Raw genomic sequence first — 15114 nt, forward strand, 5'->3', positions numbered from 1 at the left:
ACTGTAATGTTATTCGGAGCCGCCGCGACCCGTGCCCACACCTGACCCTAGCCCTCGGCCAGCAACTGCTCGATCCGCTGAGCGCAGAACGCGGTGACGTCGACCTCCGGCGGCAGCTGGAGCCGGTGCGCCATCCGCAGCAGCGGAATACTGAGCAGGACCGCCGCCAATACCTCGTTGTAGCGCAGGTTGCGCACCTTCATCCCACTGCGCTCCTCGTAGCGCGCGATGGTCTCCTCCCGGGTCGGCGTACCCGGAAGTCGTTCGGTGTTCTGGAATTCCGAACACGCCCAGTCCAGGAACAGCATCCAGGCGAGGTCGGCCTCATGGTCGCCGAGGTAGGCGATTTCCCAGTCGAGCACGCCGGTGACCCGGAATTCGTTGTCGTAGAGGATGTTCGACATGCGGGCGTCACCCCAGCACAGCGTGACGTGCTCGGGTTCGTACAGATGGGCGCGCAGCCAGTCCACGGCCCGGCGCAGCGCGGGCGGCTGAGTGGTCGAGGCCCAGCCGAGCGCGGCATCGACATAGCCGATCATCTGCTCGAGCGGCGCCGTCCCGAATTCCGGAAACGCCAGGAAGTCCAGACTCAAGGTGCGCCAGTCGAGCTGGTGGATCTCGGCGATGGTGTCGACGCAGCCCCACCACATCGTGGCCCGGTCGGCGGGCTCGGCCTCGAAGTAGAGCCCGGCCGAATGATAGGACGGCAGGTCACCGGGCGCGCTGCCCTCGATCCGGTCCATCACGAAGTACGGACTGCCGAGGGCCTCGGTGCCCCGATCCAGCCAGCGGACGATGGGCACCGGGATCGCGGTGCCGGCGAGTCTACGCATGACCAATACCTGTCGCAGCAGGTCGTAGTCGGGAAACAACGCCACCTCGGGCGGGCGGCGCAGCACCAGCGACACGGGCTCGGCGTCGTCGCGTTCCAGATCGAACAGGAAGGTCTCGGTCGCCAACCCGCGCGGGCTGGCCGACCAGTTCGTCACCTCGGCGGCGTTCGCACCGGGAATTCCGGCGCACACCACGGGACCGACTGCGGTCGGCAGATCTTCTGCCGCGGGTCGCGCGGTCATCAGTAGCCCTCGTATCCGTACCGGGCGTTGCGCCCCATGAACACCATCTCGACCAGGCCGTAACCGACCTTTCCGTCGCTGCTCTCGACCTTGCAGAAGGTCTCGGTGAGCATGCTGACCTGACGCAGTTCGTCGGTGTCGTCCAGGTCGACGGTGAAGCCGTCACTGTAGGACTCGCCCTTCCAGATGCCCGAGGCGTAGCCGCGGTACATGTCGTAGCCGGCCAGACCGGGCCAGAAATCATGCAGCGCGGTCACGGAGAAGGTACGGACGCTGCCGTCGGCGGCATTCGTCGTGAACGTTCCCTCGGTGACGATCCGGAAGTCGTCGCGGAACTTCAGGTCGTGGGTGACACCGACGATCGGCACGACCGGTGCCTGCGCTTCGATGGGCTGCTGGATGGAGCCTTCGAAGTGCCAGCGCTGCCCGTCGGCGGTCTCACGCTGGGCGAAGTGCACCAACTCGTCGTCGAACTGGAAGATGCCCATGAAATACAGGACACCGTCGGGGATTTCGGACGGCTGCAAGCCGCTCCCCTCGCCCAGACTGCCGCCGCCACCACCGTGCCGGGTGCCCCACGAATGGTCGCGACCGAACCACCAGGTCCTCGGATCGATCTCGATGCGTTCGCCGTCGACCTCGAGCCAGCCGGTGACCGCACCGTTCTGGTAGTAGCGTCGCGCGTCCTCGCGGACCCGCCCGCGGCTGCGGAAGAAGGCAGGCTCCTGCTCGTAGGCGGGGAACTGTCCGGCGAAGTTCAGCTCGAGGCGCACCCCGTGGTCGTTGTCGCCGAGGCTGGCGCGCACCCCGCGCAGCGGCTCGGTGATCTCGTAGCGGTAGGGGCCGACCTGCCAGGCGCCCAGGTCGTCGTACCTGCCGCCGATCTCGCGCGACAGGCGCGCCACGTGCGCTGTGCCGTCGATGGTGACCATCGCGTAGGCGTCCATGACGTTGCGGTTGGGGTAGCGGGCCATGCCGGTCATGACGCTGACCCGGCCGGTGGTGTCGAAGCCGTAGAGCACGATGCGCTCGGTCCAGCGCAAATCGCTCTGGACGACGTGGTCGAACGTGGTCGGCAACTGATGGCAGAGCAGCTCGTCCTGGGGAGTCAGCATGGGCTTTCCTTCGCGAATGTGGGGTGGAACAGGTTTCAAGTTAGCTAATTTGAATACACCATGACGCGTTTTTAAAAAGATCCGATCTCGGCTACGCTCTGCCCAGCCGACGGAGGAGTGAACAACGGTGAGTGAACGCCGCGAGGCTCGATCGGGGCCGGGCCGCCCCCGCGACCCGCAGCTGGATGCCCAAGTGCTGCGAGCCACCCAGGAATTGCTGGTGGAGCAAGGTTTTCAGGCCACCACCATCCAGGGCGTCGCGCGCCGGGCCGGGGTCGTCGCCACCTCGATCTACCGCCGCTGGCCCAACAAGATCCACCTTGTCGAGGACGCGATCTTCGCGCTCGAGACCGGCGTCGTCCCACAGCCCACCGGTGACATCGGCGCCGATCTACTGGCCTGGACCCGGTTGTTCTTCGCCGCCGCCACCCACCCCGCGGCACGCTCGGGCATTCCCGGCTTGCTCTCGGCCTATCACGACGACGAGCAGAGTTACCAGCGGCTGCGTGAGCGCGGCGAAGGTTTGGCGCGGGTCGCGCTACGCGCCACCATCGACGCGGCGATCGAGTCCGGCCAGGTCTCCCCCACCTGCGATCCCGATCTGCTCTTCGAATTCCTGCGCGGCGCAACGCTGCTGCGCGCTCTCACCCGCGGCGACGAGGACGGCGAGCGATTCTGCCGCCAGACCGCCGACGCCCTGGTCACCCTGGCCATCCACCACGAAAGTACGACATGAGAACTCCCTATCGCCGCCTGCTCATCGCCGTGGCGGCCGTACTGCTGATTCCCACCACCACCGGCCTCGCACAGCCCGACACCACCGGGGTCGTCCTGGAGACCCGCACGATCGCCGATACCGCCGTCGCCCGGGCGAGCTGCGCGGGCGATGCGCTCCCGGAACCCGGCCTGCAGGGCGACGTGCCCGCCGCCGACCGCGACAGCGGCCGCAGCACCCAGGGCTACCGATGCAATATCAGCCGCATCGGCGGCTACGCGGGGCGCGGCGCCGGAATCACCTCGACGCAGTTCGACCACTGCGTCTACCTGGGCAGCTTCTTCCCCGGCAATGTACTCGGGCCCGCCCAGGGCGTGCAGGTGATCGACGTCGCCGATCCGGCGAACCCGGTGCTCACCGCAACGCTCACCGAGCCGGCCATGCTGGCCGGGACCTGGGAGAGCCTCAAGGTCAACGCGGCGCGAAAGCTGCTGGTCGGCACCGGCGTTCCCGCTTTCACCGGCGCCGGGCTGATCTCGGTCTACGACATCTCCGACTGCGCGCACCCGCGCCTGCTCAACCCGGGCCCCGGCACCGACCTGCGTCTGCCGGTGCAGATCACGGCGCACGAAGGCGGCTTCTCCCCGGACGGCCGCACCTACTGGGCCTCGGGCGTCATCCCCGGCATCGTCAGCGCCGTCGACCTGACCGATCCGGCCGACCCCCGCGTGATCTGGCAGGGCATGCCGGGTCAGTCCATGCACGGCATGGGCCTGCGTGCCGACGGCAACCGCCTGTATCTGGCGAACAACATGGGCGGGCTGACCATCCTGGACACCTCCGCGGTCCAGCGACGCGACCCCGACCCGCAGGTGCCGATCATCTCCCAGCTGACCTGGACCGACGGCTGGGCGACCCAGCAGAACGTGCCCGTCACCTACAACGGCGTGCCGTTTCTGTTCACCGCGGACGAGGCGGGCTCCGGCGGTGTCAAACTCATCGACATCTCCGACGACACCCACCCGCGCGTGGTGAACACGATCAAGCTGGAGATCAATCTGTCCCAGCACCGCGACAGCGCGATGGCCTCCAGCATGGGCGGCTCGCTGTTCGCCTACGACGCCCACTACTGCTCCGCCGACCGGCCGGTGAACCCCACCGCGCTCGCGTGTGGCTGGATCTCCTCGGGCATCCGGGTGTTCGATGTGCGCGACCCGCTCCGGGTGCGCGAGATCGCGTACTACAACCCACCCGCGCGTACCGGCCAGAACAGTGAGCTGTGGAACTCCCCGCATGCCCTCGCTTCGATCATCGGCGTCCCGCTGCTCAGCGCGCCCTCGGTCCTGCAGGCCGTCGAGTCGGGCGCCTTCGATCCGGAGCAGGCGATCGGCTCGCGTACCGGCGAGGTGGCCTTCGGCGATCTGTCCACCGACTGGTGCTTCTCGGCCCCCGAATGGCGTGGCAATCAGCTGTGGGCGGCCTGTGCCGACAACGGCCTGCTCACCCTGGAGTTGTCGCCCGAGGTGTACCTCCCGCCCGCCGACCAGCACACGACGGTCGGCGCATGAGTCGACGGGTGACCCTCGGCGCCGCAGTGGCCGCCTCGATCCTGCTCCTGCTGGTGCTCGGGGCAGCTCTGCGACCGCTGGTGGTCTCCGAGAACGTCACGGCCACACCGGTGTTGACCCCGACCGAGATCGGCTTCGTGCAGGACATGACCGGACACCATCAGCAGGCGCTGATGATGGTCGACCGTCTCGCCGCCGACGTCGATCCCACGGTGCGGCAGCTGGCCGATCAGATCGCCGCCGCCCAGCGTCTGGAGATCGGCATGATGCTCGGCTGGCTCCGGTTGGCCGCGGTGACCCCGACCAACCCGCACCCGATGTCGTGGATGCCGACCGGCCATCACCACGCCGTGTCGGCCACGATGCCCGGCATGGCCACCCAGGCCGACCTCGACGCTCTCGCCCAGGCCCACGGCGCGGAGGCGGAAACGAAGTTCCTGCGTCTGATGTATCGGCACCACCAGGGCGGGGTGGCCATGGCCCAGACCTTCGACGAATTGTCCACCGGCGGCCCGGTCGAACAGGCGGCGCGCGACATGATCAGCACGCAGAGCCAGGAGTCCGGGCTCATCGGTCTGCTGCTCGGCAGGCGCGGCACGGCAGCCACCGGCTGAGCTCAGCCGAGCCCGACCATGTCGTGGATCGCGCCGCGGACGTCGCTCACCGCCGGAACCGCGGCGAACTCCACCGACTCGTGCCAGAAGTCGGACAGCCGGGCCGCAGTGCGGCCGGTCGGGTTGCCCTCGAACGACAACGCCAGTTCGACCTGCTCGACCGCCTGTTCTGGATCGCCGAGCATCAACTGCAGACGAGCCGAGGAAATCGCGGTCATCGCCGGTGTCAGGAATTCCCGCGGCACCGGTGGGTGGACGTCGCCGAAGGCGATCCGGGCCAGATCCGGCCGGGTCGCGATGAGCTGCCGGTAGCTGTTTCCGAGTAGCCGCGACTGCTGGCCCGGCCCCGGCCAGTCCCGACGCGGGCCGAGGAGCATGCCGATGGTGGCCGCGATCAGGCTGCGGTCGGCGGGGTGATCGGCGGACGCGGTCGCCGCGGCTTCGCCACGGCATTCCGCGGCGACGACGATCGCGCGCTGAAACGCCGCCTGTTCACCGAGAATGCCGTGCGCGTAGGCCTCCAGCTCGGCCAGCGCCACGCGCAGCAGCGGCGTCGCCGTGCGGCGCGCCAGATACTGGGCGAGCTGGGCGATCTCCAGTGCCTCCGCCGGGCTGCCGCTGTCGAGCAACTGCCACGTCGACTCGGTGAGGATCGCAGCCGTCAGCACCGTGTCGCCCGCGGCGTGGGCCAGCCGAGCGGCGGCCACCGAGTAGCGGCGGGCCGCGACGATGTCCTCCACGTCCCAGCTCATGGCGGCGGCGATATCGGCCAGTTCCGCACCGATCCGCAGGGCGCGACCGTGCCGCTGTGCAGCCGAGAGTTGCTGCAACCGTGGCAGATTCGCGGCCAGCCAGGCCGTGACCGCGTGGCGCGGCGCCTGCCCGTCGCTCCATTGCCTGCCTCGCGCCCACGTCACGAGCTGTTCGGCGGCCGCCAGCTCGGTCGCGGCGAAGGCGGGGTGCTGGCCACGGCCGTGCGCGCCGTGTGGCGGTAGCAGCAGCGACGACAGCTGCGTGGGCAGATCGTCCAGTTCGCTGACCGACTCGACGGTCAGCCGGTCGTGCAGAGCAGTCAGCGAGGTGTCCAGTGCAGACTCGTAGGCGGCCACGTGTTCGGCACGCACCACCCGGGCCCCGGTCTCGAGCTGACCGAGGTACGGCTTGGAATAGTTCGTGCGCGCGGCCATCCCCTGCAGGCTGATCCCCGCGGCGGTGCGCGCCGCACGCAACGCGGAGCCGACCTCGCTCATGCGAGGTCCGCGACACTGCGGGCCGACTCGTTCATCGGTGTCGAGAATACGTCGCCGGTGTTCCCCCGCGCGGGGTGTCTGCAAACAGTCTGCAAGACGGCGCTGACCACGTGGTCCGGCCCGTGGATCTCCCTATCGTCCGAGATCGTGAGCAATAGAACTGTCTTGTCCGGTCGGCGCCCGCGCACTGGCGCGCGGGTCGCGCTGATCTCCCTCGCGCTACTGGTCGCCGCCGCGACCGGGGTGACCCCGGCGGGGGCGGCGCCGCCCTACCGACCCACCGCCCCCGTCGAAGCCACCTACTACGCGCCGGGCCCGTGGGCCGTGACCGAGCGGACCGGTATCGACTGCTGCACATCGACCGGCGACAGCTACGACATCTGGTACCCGGCCGACCTCGGCGCCGGCGGCGTCGTGCACCCGGTCATCACCTGGGGCAACGGCACCCTGGCTCACCCGCGCGAATACGCGTATCTGCTCGCGCATCTGGCGTCCTGGGGATTCGTGGTGATCGCCGCCGACCGCACCGACACCGGCACCGGCGTGCAACTGCTCGACGCGGTGCGGTACCTGGCTCAGCAGAACAGCGACCAGACCGGCATCTTCCACGGCAAGATCGACATCACCGCTGTGGGCGCGGCGGGGCATTCGCAGGGCGGCCTCGGCGCGATCAACGCGCTCGCCCGCGGCGGCGGCGCCGTCGATACCGCGCTGACGCTCGAGATGCCGTGGTCGGCGGCCTGCGGGTCACTGCCGACCGTCGACGGCCAGAGCCCCTGCGTCGACCCCACCGCGGTGACCTCGGGCTCGGTGCTGCTGGTCAACGGCACGGCCGACGGCGCCTCGCCCTCGACGCAGCAACTCCCGCCGCAGCTGATCGGGATGCAGTCGATGCAGGCGTACTACGACGCGCTGCCCGCCGGACTGCCCAAAGCCCGCGCCGCGGTGGTCGGCGCCCAGCACAACGACGTCCAGGGCCAGCCGCACTGCACGAATTACAGCTGCACCGAGGGCGTCTACCGCTACCTCGGCTACGTCACCGCCTGGTTCATGGACCGACTGCGCGGCGATTCCGCCGCTCGCGCCGCGTTCCTCACCGAGACCGGCGAAATACTGCACAACCCCCACTGGTCCGATCAAGCCAGCACCATCACCCGCTGACCTAGGAAAGGCTGCGTCTTTCATGCAAGACCACCTCGAGGAACTACTCACCGAACTGGATCTGGACGGCAAGCTCCGCCTGATCTCCGGTGCGAGCCTGTTCCGGATGGCCGGTGACCCCGCGCTCGGACTCGCCGAGATGCCGGTCTCCGACGGCCCCTCCGGTGTGCGCGGCGAGAACTGGGACGAACGCGACCCGTCGATGAGCCTGCCCTCCGGCACCGCGGTCGCCGCGACCTGGGACCCGGCGGTGCTCAGCGAGATCGGCGCCCTGATCGCCGCCGAGGCACGCCGCAAGGACGTCTACGCAGTCCTCGGCCCGACGATGAACCTGCATCGTTCCCCGCTGGGCGGCAGACATTTCGAGTGTTTCTCCGAAGACCCGCTCCTCACCGCCGAGATGGCCGACGCCTACGTGCGGGCGGTGCAGGCGCACGGCGTCAGCGCGTGCCCGAAACACTACGTGGCCAACGATTCCGAGACCGAGCGCTTCACCGTCGACGTCCGCGTCGACGATCGGGCACTGCGTGAGCTCTACCTCTACCCGTTCGAACGCACCGTCGAGGCGGGCGCGTGGATGATCATGGACGCGTACAACGCCGTCAACGGCACCACCATGACCGAGAATCCGCTGCTCGACGAACCACTCAAGGGCACTTGGGGATTCGACGGCGTGGTGGTCTCGGACTGGACTGCCGTGCGCACCACCGAGAGCGCGGCGCAGGGCACCGACCTGTGTATGCCCGGCCCGCCGTACCTGTGGGGTGAGCCGCTGGCCGCCGCCGTGCGCGCGGGCGAGATCGCCGAGTCGGCCATCGACGACAAGGTGCGCCGCATCCTCCGCTTCGCCGAGCGCGTCGGCGCTCTGGACGGAACACCGCAACCCACAACGGTTTTCACCGACGCGCAAGCACAGGATCTGGTCCGCCGGGTCGCCGCGCAGGCCATGGTCTTGGTGCGCAACGACGGTGTCCTGCCACTGGGGCCGGAGACGAACATCGCGCTGCTCGGTCCGTCGGCGGGCGAACCCCGCTTCCTCGGCGGCGGCAGCGCGACCGTGATCCCAGGCCACACCACCACCCCGGTGGAAGGCCTGACCGGCCGCCTGCCACTGACCCACACCGCGGGCGTTCACCTGTCCGAGGATCTGATTCCGGCCCCGGTGGCGATCATGACCGATCCCGAGACCGGCGAACCGGGCCTGTCCGCGCGGTTCCTGAAAGACGACACCGTGCTCGGCACCCAGCACCGCACCACCAGCCGCCTCGTGCTGCTCGGTGAACCGCTGGCGGCGCAGTCGAACACGGTCGAGATGCGCACCCGCCTGCGCGCCGACAGGGCAGGTGACTGGCAGATCGGTTTCGGCGGCGTCGGCCACATCCGGCTCGACCTCGACGGCGAGACCGTGCTGGACGAGAACGTGCCGCTGGATTCCGGCGATCCGGCCGCGGCGCTGCTCGACCCGCCCCAGCGTCACGTGACCCGAACCCTCGCCGTCGGCGACGAGGTCGAGGTGCGGCTCGTGACGAGCATCGAAGAGGCCATGCCCGGCCTCGGGATCATCCTCGGCGCCACCCTCGGCGTCCGGCGTCCCCAGCGCGACGACGAGGAGGAGTTCGCGGCCGCTGTCGAACTGGCGCGCGCGGCCGGGGTGGCCGTGGTCGTGGTCGGCACCACCGAGCAGATCGAGAGCGAAGGTGTCGACCGCACCTCGCTGCGGCTGCCCGGCCGGCAGGACGAGCTCGTCGCCGCCGTCGCCGCGGTGAACCCGCGCACCGTCGTCGTGGTGAATTCCGGCGCACCGGTGGAGATGCCGTGGCGCGACGACGTCGCCGCCGTGCTGCTGTCCTGGTTCCCCGGCCAGGAGTTCGGCGCGGCACTGGCCGATGTGCTCACCGGCACCGCCGAACCCGGCGGCCGGCTGCCGACCACCTGGCCCAAGACCATGGCCGACGTCCCGGTCCTGAACACCACGCCGGTCAACGGCGTCCTCGACTACACCGAGGGCATCCACATCGGCTATCGCGCGTGGCTGCGGGCGGGCACCGAACCCGCCTACCCCTTCGGCCACGGCCTCGGCTATACGACGTGGTCGACCGACGACCTCGTCGTGGCAGGGCGCACCGTGTCGATCACGGTGACCAACACCGGAGATCGCGACGGCAAACAGGTCGTTCAGGTCTATCTCTCGCGCCCGGACAGCGCCGTGGACCGACCGGTCCGCTGGCTTGCCGGTTTCACCGCAGTCACCCTGGCTCCCGGCGATTCCCGGACCGTTGCGATCCCCCTGCCCGATCGCGCCTTCCAGCATTGGGGACCCACCGGCTGGGAGAGCGAGCCCGGCGAGTTCGTCGTGCAGGTAGGCACCTCGGTTGCCGATCTCCCGCACACCGCCCACATCTACTGACCCGACTTGCTCGACCATTCGACCGAACAACGGAGCCTGGCCATGTCCACCAGTACCTCGCAACTCGACAAAGACGACGACAACGACACCGGACGACTCGACAGCGCCTCGCGCACAAGGATTCTCACGGTGCTCGCCGTGATCGTCCTGTTCTCCGAGATCGCCCCGATGCAGTACACGATCGTCGCGGCGGCACTGCAGAAGATCGCGCCGAGCTTCCCCGGTGTCGGGGCCGACATCAACTGGGCCATCATCGTTTTCGGGTTGATCGGAGCGGCCGCGTCTCCGTTGATCGGCAAGATGAGTGACGTGTGGGGCAAGAAGCGGATGTTCCTCATCTGCGGTGCCCTGTTCGTCATCGGCTGTGTGCTCGACGCGACCACCTCGAACTGGGCCGTCTTCCTTCTCGGCCGCTGCCTGCAGGCCACCGCCATCGCCACCGCGGTGATCGCCTACGGCCTCATCCGGGACCTGATGCCGCGCGCCATGGTTCCGCTCGCGCTCGGACTCACCGCGACGGGCTTCGGTGTCGCCTCCATCGCGGGCCCGATCCTGGGCGGCTACCTGGTCGACAACCACAGCTGGCGCGCCATCTTCTGGGTACTGGCCGCGTTCACCCTGGCGATGATGCCACTGGTGTGGTTCCTCGTGCCCGAGTCCAAGCTGCGGGTCGCCGAGCGGATCGACGTCGTCGGCGCGGCGTTGCTCTCCGGCGGCGCCGCGCTCACCCTGATCTACGTCGACAAGGGCCACGACTGGGGATGGGCGAAGCCGACCACGGTGTCCTGGTTGATCGCCGGCATCGCGCTGCTGGTGCTGTTCGTTGTCGTCGAAAAGCGCGTGACGACACCGATCATGGACATGCGGCTGCTCTTCCATCCGCGTGTCGCACTGGTCCTGGGCGGGGCGCTCCTGGCATCGCTGCAGATCGGCATCGTCTCCTATGCCATCGCCTATATGGCGCAGACCCCGCCGGAGTCGACGGTCGTGGCCGGTGTGCGGCAGGCGGCGCTGGCCGAGATCCAGGGCCTGACCGGTCAGGCGTTGCCGCCCGAGGCGGTGCAAGTGGCCCTCGATCCGGGATACAGCTACGGCAGCGGATACTCCCTGCTCGAGTTCGCCATCCGGATCGCCCTGATCGGTTCGATGATCACGATGGTCTTCGGCGCGGTGGCGGGCCTGCTGGCCAAGCGGATCGGTGCCCGGCTGCCGCTGGTCGTCGCCCTGGTCGTCTTCGCCGGTGCCGGCATCGCGTTCGCGCTGCTGCCGCTGACCACCACCACCTTCCTGATCGTGAACTCGATCTTCAGCATCGGCTTCGGGATGTACTACGCCAGCATGCCGATCCTGCTGGTCGAGGCGGTGCCGCAGGAGCAGCAGGGTATCAGCCTCGGCATGCTCGGCGTCATGCAGTCCATGGGCGTGGCGATCGGCCTGGCCGTCGTCACCGCGTTGCTGCACGACAACGGCATGAGCGCACTGGTCTCGGTCGGCGGGCAAGCCCAACCGGCGACCCCGCTGCCCGACCTGTTCGGCGATCACGGCTACCGGCTGGGCTTCTGGGTCTGCGCGGTCGCGTCGGTGGCGGCCCTTTCGCTCGCACTGGTGATGAAGCACGGCCGCACTCCGGCCACCGGCGGCGCCGCTCATCGACAAGGAGAGATGGCGGTGTGACCACGGGCGACACCCACACCAGCGCCTGCGCGCCCGGAGCCGGGCGCATGAGCGTGGCCGGGAGGGCACTGTCGTCGGGCGGCTGGCTGCCGCCCGACGACGAGGCGGCCGGACAGGTTTGGGAAGACATCCTTCGCCCCCTCGCGCGGGAGATCCGCCGCTGCGCCCCCGACCTCACCGCGGCGTCGGTGGCGCGGATGCGGGTCGAGATCCCCGAACTGTTCCCCGACGACCAGGTGGCCGAGGCTAGCCGGGCCGGCATCAGTGCGCACATGCTCCAGCTGGCCGACACACTCGAGCACGGCGGCGATCCCCGGCGCTTCGACCTGCCGGAGCCGGGGCTGGCGCTGATCCGGGCCAGGGTGTGGCGCGGTGTTCCGCTCACCGAGGTCATGCGGCTGTATCGCCTGGCGCAGGAGGGCATGTGGCAGTGGATGTTCACCCGCATCACCGCCACCGCGCCCGGGTCGGTCCAACTGCCGACCGCGCTGCGGATGGCGACGGGATGGCTGTTCGCCTATCTCGACGGCGCGATGATCCGGGCCGAACACGCCTACGAAGTCGAACGTGAGGGCTGGATGCGCAGCGCCGCGGCCGCACAGGCGGCGGCGATCGCCGACATCGTCGCCGATCGGGAGCACGATCCGGCATGCGCCTCGACTCGCCTGCGCTACGAGGTGAACCGGTACCACCTCGCGGCCGTGGCCTGGCTCGACCGCGCCCCGGAGCATTGCGACGCCCAGACCACCCTCGGCGCGGCCTTCGCCGAGCTCGCGCGGCACCTCGGGGCCGAGAACACCCTCACCCATCCGCTCGGCGCGCTGATTCTCGCAGGCTGGTCCGGGTCGCGTGCATCCTTCTCGCCCAGGGCTTTCACCGAACTCCAGCAGGCGCTGCCGCCCGGTGTGCGAGCGGCGATCGGTGGCCCCGCGCACGGACTGGACGGCTTCCGGCGCAGTCATCTCGAAGCCGAGCATGCCCGCCGCGTCGCCACCATGGCCGCCCACCGCGCCGATCCGGTGACTCGCTACGGCGAGATCGCGGTCGCGGCGCTGTGCACGGCCGACCCAGGGCACGCACGCGCGTTCGTCACCAGGGTGCTCGGCCGCCTGGCCGCACCCGACGAGACCACCTATCGGCTCGCAACGACGCTGTCGGTCTTCCTCGGGGAGAACGGCAGTCGCCGCCGCGCCGCCGATCGGCTGCTGGTGCATCCCAACACGGTCAGCTACCGGGTGCAGCAGGCGGAGGCGATCCTGGGCCGCAGTGCCGATATCGGAACCCTCGAACTCCAGGTCGCCCTCGCGATCCTGCCGACCCTGGGCGAATCCGTCGCGCCCGGCCCGGATTCGTGACGCGCGCACAACCCGCACCGACAAGTCTGTCGTCCGGCGACGAGTGCCGCGGCCCGTACCTCGCCTACCGTTCTGTGCCGGTGAGCGTGGGACGGTTCGCCCGGATCCGGCACAGACTCGGTGGAACTGGCGCCACCGTGAAGACCCGTCCCCGGCTCGGCGCGCGGCCGGCCGGGGACGGCGTCGGTCGACGGGTCCGACGACGGACCGCGCAGCCCGGATCGAATCTGAAATGAAACTGTATCTGAAAGTGTGGGCGAAACCCGCGGCGAGCGGCCAGAATTGGCCACGACGGTCCGGCGCGCTGCAACACCTGTCGCACCGTCGCGAATCACCTTCGGCAACAGAGGAATTGGACGATGAACAGGTTGTCGAGATCCGCCGCCGCGACGCTGGTCGCCGCCGTCGTCGCGGCCGGGACCGCGGCGGTCGGCGACGCGCGGGCGGAAACATCCGGCCCGCAGCCCTGCACCCCGTACACCGCGATACTCGGGCCGGGAACCTGGGAGACCACACTCGACGCCGATCCCGAGGTGCCCGTCGGCATGCTCCGGCCTGTCGGCGACGGCCTGCGACGGCAGTTCGGCCGCGACATCACCGTGCTCTACGCCCCCTATGCCGCCAGCGCTTTCGATCAGGGCCTGAGCTACGCCGAGTCCCTGAGCACCCTGGAATCCCGTCTGCGCCAGATGCTGCGTGGCCTGTGCGGCTCGACGCGGGTCGTGCTCGCCGGTTACAGCCAGGGCGCGGACGGCATCGGCGATCTGGCCACCGAGATCGGCAACGGCGACGGCCCCATCGACGCCGATCGGGTGGTCGGGGTCGGGCTACTGGCCGACCCGCATCGCGATCCGAACACCACACTCTCCCTGGGCAATCCGCAGCCCGGCCGCGGCATCGCCGGCACCCGGAGCCGTGATTTCGGCGCGCTGTCGGAGCGGGTTCGCACGCTGTGCGCCGACGGCGACCTGTACTGCTCCCTCGACGCCGCCACCTCCCCGTTCCTGGCCGTGCTGGGCCGGGTCCTGAGCGGCGATCCCACCCCGATCGCGAACTTGCTCCCCGCCACCGCCGATCCCAGCAGTCTGATCGCCCAAGCCGTCACCATGGGCGCCGGCTGGACCGCCACCGCGGCGAACCTGCCGACCATCGTCGACGACCTCACCCGTCTGCCGGAGTCCCTCGCGGCGGGCGACATCCGCGGCGCCCATCAGACCGCACGGGCCGTCAACGCCGCCTTGGCCCCCTTCGTGGAGGCCGCCGCGGGGGTAGACCGGGTCCTGGTCGCCCAGGTCATCCGCGCGGCCGCCGCGGTCGACCCGTCCGGCCGGACCGCGGGCGTCAGCGTCATCGCCGACGCCCTGACCCACCTCGATCTCCTCGGTATCGCCGAGCGCGTCGGCCACCTCCAGGAAATCCTCTGGCGTGCGGTCGAATCCCTCGACCGCAACGACCCTCTCGCCGCCGCCGCCGACCTGGCGGCCTTGGCCGCCACCGGCGCCGACCTCACCGGCTCGGTGCTCGGCCCCGTCGCTGCGGGCATCCGCTCCGACCTCAACGCGACCACCCGAACCCTGCTCAGCGTCACCGATCCCGCCACCGTCGACGAGCTCGTCCAACTGGGTCGCCAAGGCGTGGACATGGCCAACTTCTACGCCTCCGAAGCCCACATCGACTACGGCGAGGACGTTCCCCTCCTGCTGAACTACCTGAGCTCCCAGGTCGTTTCGTAGCCCACCGCACCCGTCTGCGGCGTCGCGGCCGGGTCGGACACGGTGTGCCCGCCTGCGACCCGCCGACCGTCGCGGCACGTATTCTCACCTGGTGCCGACCGGCGGTAGCAGACAGGTGCGCGCCGCGCGCAAGCGCAAGAAGCGGATGGCGCGCGTCACCCATGACCTCACCGACGCGCAGTGGGACGCGCTCAAGACGTCCTGGGGTGGGTGCGCCTACTGCGGCTCCCCCGCCACCTCGCTGCAGAAGGACTGCGTGCAAGCCATCTCGCGTGGCGGCCGCTACACCCTCGGCAACGTCGTCCCCGCCTGCGGATCGTGCAACTCCAGCAAGTGCAACGCCGAGGTCACCGGCTGGCTGCGGCGCAAGAAGCTCGACGAACGCTCCTTCCTCCTGCGCCACTACGAGATCGCGGCCGAGCTCACCACCCGCTTCGCCTAGAGCG

12 protein-coding genes are annotated in these 15114 nt (G+C 69.7%); 9 read left to right on the top strand and 3 right to left on the bottom strand.

Going from position 1 to position 15114, the window contains the following annotated elements; all coding sequences use genetic code 11:
- Positions 1-47 precede the first annotated feature (47 nt).
- Entirely contained in the window at positions 48-1076 is a 1029-nt protein-coding gene (locus ACIO52_RS21115; protein WP_255587956.1) for a phosphotransferase family protein, read from the bottom strand.
- On the bottom strand, positions 1076-2191 hold the full coding sequence (locus ACIO52_RS21120) for a hypothetical protein (protein ID WP_402646037.1): 1116 nt from the start codon (positions 2189-2191) through the stop codon (positions 1076-1078). The genes ACIO52_RS21115 and ACIO52_RS21120 overlap by 1 nt, the downstream gene beginning before the upstream one ends.
- Positions 2192-2318: 127 nt before the next feature.
- On the opposite strand from ACIO52_RS21120, the gene ACIO52_RS21125 reads away from it, so the two are divergent.
- The 3 genes from ACIO52_RS21125 to ACIO52_RS21135 are packed head-to-tail and all read left to right on the top strand — an operon-like array spanning position 2319 to position 5088.
- Positions 2319-2927 carry a TetR/AcrR family transcriptional regulator gene (locus ACIO52_RS21125; protein ID WP_218719139.1) on the top strand — a complete coding sequence of 203 codons (609 nt, stop codon included), beginning with the start codon at positions 2319-2321 and terminating at the stop codon, positions 2925-2927.
- Positions 2924-4474 (top strand): hypothetical protein, encoded by a 1551-nt coding sequence (locus ACIO52_RS21130; protein ID WP_316574527.1) that lies wholly within the window; start codon positions 2924-2926, stop codon positions 4472-4474. Before ACIO52_RS21125 ends, ACIO52_RS21130 begins: the two co-directional genes overlap by 4 nt.
- Positions 4471-5088, top strand: coding sequence for a DUF305 domain-containing protein (locus tag ACIO52_RS21135; RefSeq protein ID WP_218719137.1), 618 nt, complete (start codon positions 4471-4473; stop codon positions 5086-5088). The genes ACIO52_RS21130 and ACIO52_RS21135 overlap by 4 nt, the downstream gene beginning before the upstream one ends.
- Before the next feature lie 2 nt (positions 5089-5090).
- Here the strand turns inward: ACIO52_RS21135 and ACIO52_RS21140 are convergent, their stop codons facing one another.
- Positions 5091-6338, bottom strand: a complete 1248-nt coding sequence (locus ACIO52_RS21140; protein ID WP_316574526.1) for a helix-turn-helix transcriptional regulator — start codon at positions 6336-6338, stop codon at positions 5091-5093.
- A 147-nt stretch (positions 6339-6485) separates the two neighbouring features.
- On the opposite strand from ACIO52_RS21140, the gene ACIO52_RS21145 reads away from it, so the two are divergent.
- The 6 genes from ACIO52_RS21145 to ACIO52_RS21170 all read left to right on the top strand — a co-directional run bounded on the left by ACIO52_RS21145 (position 6486) and on the right by ACIO52_RS21170 (position 15110).
- On the top strand, positions 6486-7499 hold the full coding sequence (locus ACIO52_RS21145; protein ID WP_342800168.1) for a hypothetical protein: 1014 nt from the start codon (positions 6486-6488) through the stop codon (positions 7497-7499).
- 22 nt (positions 7500-7521) lie between these two features.
- The gene (locus tag ACIO52_RS21150) at positions 7522-9906 is read left to right on the top strand and encodes a glycoside hydrolase family 3 protein (RefSeq protein ID WP_402646043.1); all 2385 of its coding nucleotides are present in this window, start codon (positions 7522-7524) and stop codon (positions 9904-9906) included.
- Positions 9907-9948: 42 nt separating this feature from the next.
- On the top strand, positions 9949-11580 hold the full coding sequence (locus ACIO52_RS21155; RefSeq protein WP_402646046.1) for an MFS transporter: 1632 nt from the start codon (positions 9949-9951) through the stop codon (positions 11578-11580).
- Positions 11577-12935: a PucR family transcriptional regulator gene (locus ACIO52_RS21160; protein ID WP_402646049.1), complete on the top strand. Its 1359-nt coding sequence runs from the start codon at positions 11577-11579 to the stop codon at positions 12933-12935. Before ACIO52_RS21155 ends, ACIO52_RS21160 begins: the two co-directional genes overlap by 4 nt.
- 359 nt (positions 12936-13294) lie before the next feature.
- Positions 13295-14668, top strand: a complete 1374-nt coding sequence (locus ACIO52_RS21165; RefSeq protein WP_316574521.1) for a cutinase family protein — start codon at positions 13295-13297, stop codon at positions 14666-14668.
- Between the two features lie 91 nt (positions 14669-14759).
- Positions 14760-15110 carry an HNH endonuclease gene (locus tag ACIO52_RS21170; protein ID WP_316574520.1) on the top strand — a complete coding sequence of 117 codons (351 nt, stop codon included), beginning with the start codon at positions 14760-14762 and terminating at the stop codon, positions 15108-15110.
- Positions 15111-15114: the final 4 nt, after the last annotated feature.

This window comes from Nocardia sp. NPDC087230 (assembly GCF_044744725.1).
Taxonomy (GTDB): domain Bacteria; phylum Actinomycetota; class Actinomycetes; order Mycobacteriales; family Mycobacteriaceae; genus Nocardia; species Nocardia canadensis.

Bases quoted from the DNA above. Each gene is read 5' to 3' on its own strand.
- ACIO52_RS21115 (WP_255587956.1), bottom strand. From the start codon at position 1,076: ATGACCGCGCGACCCGCGGCAGAAGATCTGCCGACCGCAGTCGGTCCC.
- ACIO52_RS21120 (WP_402646037.1), bottom strand. From the start codon at position 2,191: ATGCTGACTCCCCAGGACGAGCTGCTCTGCCATCAGTTGCCGACCACG.
- ACIO52_RS21130 (WP_316574527.1), top strand. From the start codon at position 2,924: ATGAGAACTCCCTATCGCCGCCTGCTCATCGCCGTGGCGGCCGTACTG.
- ACIO52_RS21135 (WP_218719137.1), top strand. From the start codon at position 4,471: ATGAGTCGACGGGTGACCCTCGGCGCCGCAGTGGCCGCCTCGATCCTG.
- ACIO52_RS21140 (WP_316574526.1), bottom strand. From the start codon at position 6,338: ATGAGCGAGGTCGGCTCCGCGTTGCGTGCGGCGCGCACCGCCGCGGGG.
- ACIO52_RS21150 (WP_402646043.1), top strand. From the start codon at position 7,522: ATGCAAGACCACCTCGAGGAACTACTCACCGAACTGGATCTGGACGGC.
- ACIO52_RS21155 (WP_402646046.1), top strand. From the start codon at position 9,949: ATGTCCACCAGTACCTCGCAACTCGACAAAGACGACGACAACGACACC.
- ACIO52_RS21165 (WP_316574521.1), top strand. From the start codon at position 13,295: ATGAACAGGTTGTCGAGATCCGCCGCCGCGACGCTGGTCGCCGCCGTC.